General features: G+C 40.7%; 4 protein-coding genes. All 4 read left to right on the top strand.

Features of this window, described 5'->3' with window-relative positions; genetic code table 11:
• Nucleotides 1-197: 197 nt before the first annotated feature.
• Genes F3H12_RS12575 through F3H12_RS12560 form a run of 4 tightly spaced genes read left to right on the top strand, consistent with a single transcriptional unit; the run spans nt 198 to nt 6,900 of the window.
• A complete protein-coding gene (locus F3H12_RS12575) occupies nt 198-1,619 on the top strand; it encodes a Wadjet anti-phage system protein JetA family protein (RefSeq protein WP_149679670.1) in 1,422 nt (473 codons plus the stop codon).
• The gene (locus F3H12_RS12570; RefSeq protein ID WP_149679669.1) at nt 1,609-2,277 is read left to right on the top strand and encodes a DUF4194 domain-containing protein; all 669 of its coding nucleotides are present in this window, start codon (nt 1,609-1,611) and stop codon (nt 2,275-2,277) included. Before F3H12_RS12575 ends, F3H12_RS12570 begins: the two co-directional genes overlap by 11 nt.
• Nucleotides 2,274-5,672 carry an ATP-binding protein gene (locus tag F3H12_RS12565; RefSeq protein WP_149679668.1) on the top strand — a complete coding sequence of 1,133 codons (3,399 nt, stop codon included), beginning with the start codon at nt 2,274-2,276 and terminating at the stop codon, nt 5,670-5,672. The genes F3H12_RS12570 and F3H12_RS12565 overlap by 4 nt, the downstream gene beginning before the upstream one ends.
• Complete coding sequence (locus tag F3H12_RS12560) at nt 5,662-6,900, top strand: Wadjet anti-phage system protein JetD domain-containing protein (RefSeq protein WP_149679667.1); 1,239 nt, start codon at nt 5,662-5,664, stop codon at nt 6,898-6,900. Before F3H12_RS12565 ends, F3H12_RS12560 begins: the two co-directional genes overlap by 11 nt.
• Nucleotides 6,901-7,280: the final 380 nt, after the last annotated feature.

The following is a 7,280-nucleotide window of genomic DNA, read 5'->3' as shown; positions in this document are numbered from 1 at the left end:
TTTTGGGTTTGTCAATTTAATTCTAACCAGAGGGGTGAGGGTGGCTCAACCCTTTTTTAAAACTCCCTTTTTACACAATTATATGGACTTAACTCATTATTGCAAGTGTTGAATAATAAACTTTTATATGCTTAAATATCATTAAGGTAATATTGTATTAATAATCTTTAGTTATATATGCTAGAAGGAATTGACAAGTGAAGCTATTTGACATATTACCTCCCAATCTTTTTTCCGTACTTGTTTCAAAGAACAAGGCATTGTATGCTGAAGCCTTGTTTGTTCTGCGCAAGGCATTCAAGCAGCATATGACCATAAGCAAGAGTGATCTTGTGGCAATGCTCATTGCAAACCTTGATGAAGCATTATTAAGTCTTGATTTGGAAGCGGAAAAAATGGAATTTGAAGAAGCGGAAGAAGAAGTAAAAGGTGGGCAAGGAGCCTCTGCCACTGCACATCTTATTCTCAGGAGACTCATGGCTACAAAATGGATTGAAGTTGAGTACCAGATGGATTCATTTGAGGAGATTATTACTTTACCCGATTATACAATAAAACTCCTGGACCTGTTATATTCATTTACTGACAATGCAGTACACGAATACAATTCATACGTTTATTCCACCTATTCCGCACTGCGCACAGCCGACGCGGAAAGGGACGATTTCATGTACAACGCTCTGCTGACAGCCCATGAAAATACCCTGAAGCTTGTGGATGAACTGAAAACGCTGCATAATAATATAAGAAGATATCATCAGGCCCTCAATGATTACTTAACCGTAAATGATATCCTTAAAGGCCATTTCGATGAGTACAAGGAACTTATCATGGATCGCATATATCATCCACTGAAAACCATGGACTCCGTTCCCCGGTACAAGGTTCCGTTAATGAAAATCCTGTCCGACTGGCTTTCGGATTTCGGAATAAGGCAAAAAATGGCTGAGCAGGCCGTCCAGCGCGGCAAGTATAATACCGTGGATGATGCAATGGATGATATCATACGAAGAATAAATCAAATAAGCGATATTTATGAAAGCCTGGACGAAATGCTTGCTGAAATCGACAGGAAGAGGACAGCTTACACCCGGGCATCGATGGAGAAAATGCGGTATTTTCTCACTACCGACAGGAGTATAAAAGGCAAGCTTGTGGGTATACTCTCTGCAGCTGCTTCAAATCAGGAAAGGTGGGCGGAAATACTGGCTGACAATGTAAGCCTGTTTAAGCAGGGATATATAGATGAAAAATCACTGTATGTAAAACCAAACAGGATGGGACGAAAAGAAGGAAGACCTCTTTCCCTTGAGATGACAGACGGGAATATCGTTAACAAAGCCTTTGAGGATTTTATTAAAAAAGCAAGAAAACAGTATAGTCATCAGAAAATAATGGCATTTATGAATGAGCTTATGAAGGGCAAAGATGTTCTGAACAGTTCTGAAATCAGAATTACCAACGATGATGAATTTGTTATGCTTGTCTTGGCGACTTTGAAAAAAGACGAAAAAGGTGTTTTCTACCGGGTGGAATTTGGAGACGGGTATGACCGTTGCGACGGATATACCATACCTCATATGAGGTTTATAAGGAGAGAAAAAGCTAATGTGGACTGAAGCCTATGATAAACTGACAAACTCCGAAAAGGAAGAATTCAAACGTCTTGCGAACATGCTGCTTACGAAGACGTTCATAATAAGGGACTATTATGACAGCAGGGAAGAAATGATGAAAATAAGCCCTGAGTACAGGTTCATCGAGAGAAATTTTGAACTGTTCTCCGAGTATTTTTCCTTTTCCGGCTGGGATTTGCGCAAGGACAACCAGTATGGTGTAATCTCAATCGAAAACGTATATGAATACAACAGGCTTAAGCTGGACAAGTTCACCACTTTCATCCTGTATACAGTCAGACTGATATACGAGGAAGAACGGGAGCATATTTCTTTAAGAAATGAGGTTATAACCACCACAGGACAAATAATTCACAAAATGATCAATCTGAACCTTATAAAAAAGAAGCCTTCGGATCGCGACATTTCAGATTCTTTAAGGCTTTTGTCAAACCACAACCTGCTCCAGAAAATATCGGGTTCATGGGAAAATGCAGATACCAAAATCCTGATCCTGCCTTCTGTGCTTTTTGTGGTATCCAATGAGAGAATAAGCAGGATTTATGAGCTCGTTGAAAGCGGCGAATATACACAGGATGAGGACAGCCAGGAAAATGAAACTTCATCCGAAATTATTAGAGGGGAAGGCGAAGAGACATGAAGCTGCTCAAAAAGCTTCTGTTAATACATTGGCATCTGTTCAATTATGAACTCGTGGAATTCGATAAAATCAACTTCCTTACCGGGAAGAATGCGGCAGGCAAAACAACGATGATTGATGCAATACAGGTCGTTATGCTTGGAGATGCAAACGGAAGGAGTTTTTTCAATAAGGCCGCCAATGAAAAATCCGCCAGGAGCCTGAAAGGATATTTACGAGGCGAGCTTGGAGACGACGGAGACGCCGGTTTCAGATACCTGAGAGAGGGACGTTTTACCAGCTATATCGCATGCGAATTTTATGACGATGTAAGAAAATCCAGCTTTACGCTGGGCATTGTATTTGAATGCTATGAGGACGGCTCCGATGAACACCGGTTTTTCGTGCTGGATTCCGAACTGCCTGAAAATCATTTTATCGTCAATAATGTTCCTATGACATACATGGGATTAAGAACGTACGTAAATAAGCATTACAAAAAGGGAAAATATGAGTTTCCCGATTCAGACAGAGGGTACCAGGAAATCCTGAAAGGAAAGCTCGGCGGTCTGAAAAACAAGTACTTCGACCTCTTCAAAAAAGCCGTTTCATTCACTCCCATCACTGACATTGAGACATTTATAACCGATTATGTATGCGATGTGAAAAATCCGGTGGATATATCACTGATGCAGGAAAATATAAGACAGTACAAACGCATGGAGCTTGAGGCCGATCTCCTTGAAAAACGGGTATCAGCGCTTCAGAATATTGCCGATATGTACAGATCTTACTTGGAAGAAAAACAAAGGCTGCAAATACAGAGCTACCTGATAGACAGGGCAAGGCTACAGATTATACTCGAGGAGAAAAAAGCTCTTAATGAAGAGCTGGACAGGCTGGAAAAGGAAATAGCTGACTATTCCCAAAAGCAGGCGGATATCGTCGTGAAGCTTGTGAATGAAAGGAAAAAAAGAGACGAACTCATCGCTGCAAAACAAAGGTCCGACATTTATACGAAAATGGAGCGGCTGGAGTCACAGAAAGAAGAACTTTCTCAAATGATAAAAAAGCTGAACGACGAGGCTGACGCGATCGTTCAGAAGCTTCGTAAATATGCCCTTGAATGGAAGGAGTCCGCAAAAGGCTGTTCAGAGCTTCAAAGCCTTCACGAAAGCGAAATAAAGGATTCGTTTATCAATGAAATACAGGATGTGAAAAAATACGCAGCGTTGGCACAGGCTCATGCCTTAAGCCTGCTGGACATTGACCGAGAAAGACTTGACACGCTGACAGCAGAAAAATTCAACGGTATAATCGAAGATTTGACCGGGTTCAAAAACTCATCCGTAATGCTGATGTATTCCGCAAACAGGAAAAAAACCGAAATTGGGCTGGAACTGAAAAGGCTGGAAGGAACCCTTGCCGATCTGGAAAAAGGGATAAAATCATATGACCCTAAACTTATCGAACTGCGGGATGAGATCAGGAAAGAACTTGCCGGGAAGTACCGAAAAGATATCCCGGTGCATATCCTGGCCGATCTTCTCGACATACGGGATATGCGCTGGCGAAATGCGGTGGAGGCATATCTGCACACCCAGAAATATTATTTGCTTGTGGAACCTCAATACTTTATTGATGCCTTAAAGGTATATGACAGGCTGAAATTCAGCAAGGGTTTTTATGACTGGGGTCTTATTGATACAGGCAAGCTCGAGAGAATCAGACCCCAGGCACAGAAAGGAAGCCTTGCAGAGGAAGTCATTACGGAGAACGTCTATGCCAGGATGTTTATTGATTATGTTATGGGAAGAGTAATCAAATGCGACAAAGTTGAGGAATTGCGAAACCATGAGAGGGCCATAACCGACTCCTGCATGCTGTACCAGGGCTATGTTGCAAGGCAACTCAACCCCGATAGGTGGAAGTATCCGTTTATAGGAAGAAGAGCGCTGGAAGAACAGAAAGACACCGTAAAAAGGGCTATAGAAAAACAAAAGAAGGAACTTCAGTATTGCAAAAACCTGGTTGACATTCTGTCAAAAGCATCGGGCATAACTGTTATTAACCCCAACGAGTATGAGCAGTACCTTAAGGTAATCCAAGAAACCAGGAAACTGCCAGCTCTGAAAAACAAGCTGAATGAAATCATTGATGAATTGGGAAAACTTGACCTTACCTGGCTTTTCACCCTTGATCAAAAAATCAGGGAATGCGAAGACAGGATAACCAGGTTTGAAGAAGAAGAAAAGCATTGCATAAGCTCCATTGCCGCTGCAGAAAATGCAAGAAATACAATCATCCGGGAAAAACTGCCTTATACCGGGGAACAAGAAGTAGAAGCAAGAGCCATTCTGTCCGGATACGATACAGCCTGGGTTAACGAAAAAGGAGAGCCCAGGTTTTTGCGGGAACTGGAGAACAGGAAATCAGCAAATGAGATAATCCGGAATTTCAGTTCACAGGTTGAAAGAACCAGGAACCAGACCGCCAAGAAGAGGGATGACTTGGAAAAGGCCAGGTCTGACTATAACAGGGAATATAAGATGTCATATGATATCAAGCAGGAAGATAATTCATCCTATGACAGGGAACTGGATGAACTGAAAAACATCAGGCTTCCTGAGTACAGGAACCAGATCAGGGATGCCAAAGAAAAAGCATTCCAACAGTTTGAAGATGATTTTCTTGCGAAGCTTAAAGCCAATATAGATACCTTAAAATCTCAAATCAATGAACTTAACAATGCCCTTAAGGAAAGCAGATGGGGTAACGAACGTTACAGGTTTACTTGTTCGCCCAAGCCTGAGTATAAAAAGTACTATGACATGATTACCGACGAGATGTTGATGGAAGGCTATAATATAGCCTCTCAGGCTTTCAGGGACAAGCATCGCGATGCCATAGACGAACTTTTCAGGCAGATAACCGATGTTGATTCAGAACTCAGCGCGGATGCACGGGCAGAACTTGAGAAAAACATAAAGAGGTTTACCGACTACAGAACATACCTCAGTTTTGACCTGATTGTCACTGATGAAGATGAAAACACCCAGAGGCTTTCCAGAACGCTCAGGAAGAAATCAGGCGGAGAAACACAGACGCCTTTCTATATTTCTGTGCTTGCATCTTTTGCCCAAATGTATAAAATTAATGATCCGGCTTACAACCGCGTGAGGCTTATCGTGTTCGATGAAGCCTTCAGCAAGATGGACAGCGAGAGAATACGGGAAAGCGTCCGGCTCTTGAGAAATTTCGGCTTTCAGTGCATCCTCTCGGCTCCTCCTGAAAAGATAGGCGACATTGCTCCTTTGGTTGACAGGACTCTTTGCGTTATCAGGGAAAAGAATATATCGATAATTAAGGCATTCGAACCCAAGAAGATTATGGAGGAAAGCTTGGATGGAGTATAAAAAACTTGTGTTGGACAGGCTTCTTGATCGTTATGAAAAGAGTAAGTCCTTCAATAATGAGAATTCCAGGAGAAGGATAATGCTTAAAATGACGAGAGGTGATATGCCCGAGTATGACATAGAAAAGCCTTTAGTGAGGGAGACATTTAACAGTGTAATTAAAGACCTGGCTGATAATGGCCTGGTCGGTTTTGAATGGGCAAGATATGAAGAAGGAAATATTATTGAAAAGGTATGGCTGAATGTCTCAAGGGTTGAAGACTGCTATGCCGAAATAGGCAGAAAGGCCAAACGGGCTGTTCTTGATTCATTGCTTGAGAGGATTACGGATCTTAAAGGAAAAACTGAGGATAGTTGGATACTGTCATTTTTGGCAGATGCAGAAAAGGCTATAAAGGAAAAGTCATCAACAGCAGGTTTACTTCCCGTCGATGAAGAACAAGCAATGGCTGTTTTAAAAGCACTGGATTATCTCAGAACGCTTGATGGCGGTCAATGCCTTGAAAGGGTGTTCAGTCTCCGGTGTTTCAATGATTCAAAGTATTTTGAAAAGAAAGTCAAAAAAAGGCTTGCAGGAATAATAAGAAGATATTACCTGAACCATGACCTTCCTGAAGAAATATCGGATGATGATATACTGGCCCAGGTCGGGATACTCCAGTCGCCAGAACAGGTTGATTTCAAGGGCGGAATTGTATGTAAACTAGGTGGAAAAGAAATAGATTTTTCACCGTTTATATACGGTGTTTCACTAAACGCCGATACAGTAAGGAATTTAACCATTACCGGAATGGGTAGTGTCCGTAAAATCCTTTTTATCGAAAACAAGGCAAATTATATACATATGCTTAATGAAAATAGTGACGAGACATTGATGATTGTATTTCATAGTGGTTTTTACAGCCCGGTAAAAGGAGTATTTTTTAAGAAACTTTACGAGGCGGCTCATCCATACGGAATTGAATTCTTCCATTGGGGCGATATTGATCTGGGCGGTTTTATGATTTTCCGAAGACTTAAATCAAGCATTATCCCGTCTTTAAAACCTTATTTAATGGACAGGGAAGCATTTGAGAGGAGGATCAAATACGGAAAAAAATTTGATTCAAAGTATGCTGAAAAACTAAAAATGTTACTGGAAAATGAAAATTACAGCGAATTCAAAGAAGTTATAAGGCTAATGCTTGAAAAAAACATGAAGCTTGAACAGGAAGCTTTTCTTATTTGACACGTGTATATGATGCTTTCACACCTTCCTGCACAGTGATTAAAAAAATTTTAGGACTCAAAAGCTTACCTTGTTCAATTTTTTAAATTAAATTCTAACATAGGTAAAATATTACATCAAAATATATGCAAATCTGCAGACCGTGGTTCTGAACGTCAATATATTCCCGTTCTGAGTTATTTTCTGCTCTCCAGTAGCAAGCCACATGGCTTTTGAAGAAGATTTGGGAATCAAACTGGTATCTTTAATAAAATCCTCAATATAATAAATTGTTATAGTCTTAAATAGTGGTGTAAATTTCGTGGAGGCTAATTGACAAAAGTAACCACGATATGATTTCTACTTTATTAGGGAAACAAAACAAAACAAATAAAGTAGAG

The sequence above is a fragment of the Thermoclostridium caenicola genome (genome assembly GCF_900142095.1).
GTDB lineage: Bacteria > Bacillota > Clostridia > DSM-8532 > DSM-8532 > Thermoclostridium_A > Thermoclostridium_A caenicola.
The sequence above is the reverse complement of the archived record's forward strand: the minus strand, read 5'-3'. Positions and strand labels throughout refer to the sequence as shown.